Consider the following 1709-nt stretch of genomic DNA (forward strand, 5'->3'; position numbering starts at 1 on the left):
GGTTGAGGATTTTGTTCGGTTTATCGGCATCTGGGCGGTGGGTTTTTTATGCTTAGGAGGTGATCCAGCCGCAGATTCCCCTACGGCTACCTTGTTACGACTTAACCCCCCTTGCAAAGCACAGGTTCGAACACGACACAGAGTTCGTGCCCTCACCCATACCTCACTCGGGTGGTTTGACGGGCGGTGTGTGCAAGGAGCAGGGACGTATTCACCGCGCTATATTGAAACGCGATTACTACGGATTCCAGCTTCACGAGGGCGAGTTACAGCCCTCGATCCGAACTACGGATGGGTTTGTGAGATTACCAGCCCCTTTCGGGGGAGGGACCCATTGTCCCATTCATTGTAGCCCGCGTGTAGCCCGGGAAATTCGGGGCATACTGACCTACCGTGGCCCGCACCTTCCTCCGATTTAACACCGGCGGTCCCCACAGAGTACCCATCATCCCGGAGGATATGCTGGTAACAGTGGGCACGGGTCTCGCTCGTTGCCTGACTTAACAGGATGCTTCACAGTACGAACTGGCGACGGCCATGCACCTCCTCTCAGCGATTCAGGCAAGGTCTTCAGCCTGGCCTACATATTGCTGTCGTCCCCGGTGAGTTGTCCGGCGTTGAGTCCAATTAAACCGCAGGCTCCACCCGTTGTTGTGCTCCCCCGCCAATTCCTTTAAGTTTCAGCCTTGCGGCCGTACTTCCCAGGTGGCTCGCTTCACGGCTTCCCTGCGGCACCAGACACGGTCGCGCCATGCCTGACACCTAGCGAGCATCGTTTACGGCTGGGACTACCCGGGTATCTAATCCGGTTCGTGCCCCCAGCTTTCGTCCCTCACCGTCGAACCCGTTCTGGTAAGACGCCTTCGCCACAGGTGGTCCCACAGGGATTACAAGATTTCACTCCTACCCCTGTAGTACCTCTTACCTCTCCCGGTTCCAAGCCTGGCAGTATCCCCCGAAAGCCTAATAGTTGAGCTATCAGATTTCCCGGAGGACTGACCAAACCGGCTACGGACCCTTTAGACCCAATAATCACGATCACCACTCGGGCCGCCGGTGTTACCGCGGCGGCTGGCACCGGTCTTGCCCGGCCCTTGCTAACAGATGTATTTTACACATCTGGACAGCCAGCATATGATGCTGGCACTCGGTGTCCCCTTATCACGGTTTCCCGCATTGTAAAGTTTTCGCGCCTGCTGCGCCCCGTAGGGCCTGGATTCATGTCTCAGAATCCATCTCCGGGCTCTTGCTCTCACAACCCGTACCCGTTGTAGGCTAGTAGGTACATTACACCCACTACTACCTGATAGGCCGCAGACCCATCCTTGGGCAGACGAATCCATTTTACGCATAAAGCATTCCAGCATATATGCGTTATCCGGAATTATCCCCAGTTTCCCGGGGTTATGCCGGACCCAAGGGCAGGTTATCCACGTGTTACTGAGCAGTACGCCATGTTCACGAAGAACATATGACTCGCATGGCTTAGGCGAACACCGATAGCAGTAACCTCTGGCAGGATCAACCAGAATTGTTAAAGTATCGCACACTTCAAAATAAAGGTCTTGGTCGCAGAAACTTGCACTAACAACTATCAATTCAGTTATTCTCAGTTTCGCGATGATGTTTTTATGAAAAACTCTCACCGCCCAGAATTAACCGAACCGACAAAATCCTCGTCAGTCAGGAAATAACTCCTGACTCCATTA

1 rRNA gene is annotated in these 1709 nt (G+C 54.1%); it reads right to left on the reverse strand.

The annotated features are described in order from the left end of the window. Window positions 1–54 precede the first annotated feature (54 nt). Window positions 55–1532: ribosomal RNA gene (locus EQO05_RS15200) — 16S ribosomal RNA — on the reverse strand. Between the last annotated feature and the right edge of the window lie 177 nt (window positions 1533–1709).

Source organism: Methanosarcina sp. MSH10X1 (assembly GCF_004099695.1).
Classification (GTDB): Archaea; Halobacteriota; Methanosarcinia; order Methanosarcinales; family Methanosarcinaceae; genus Methanosarcina.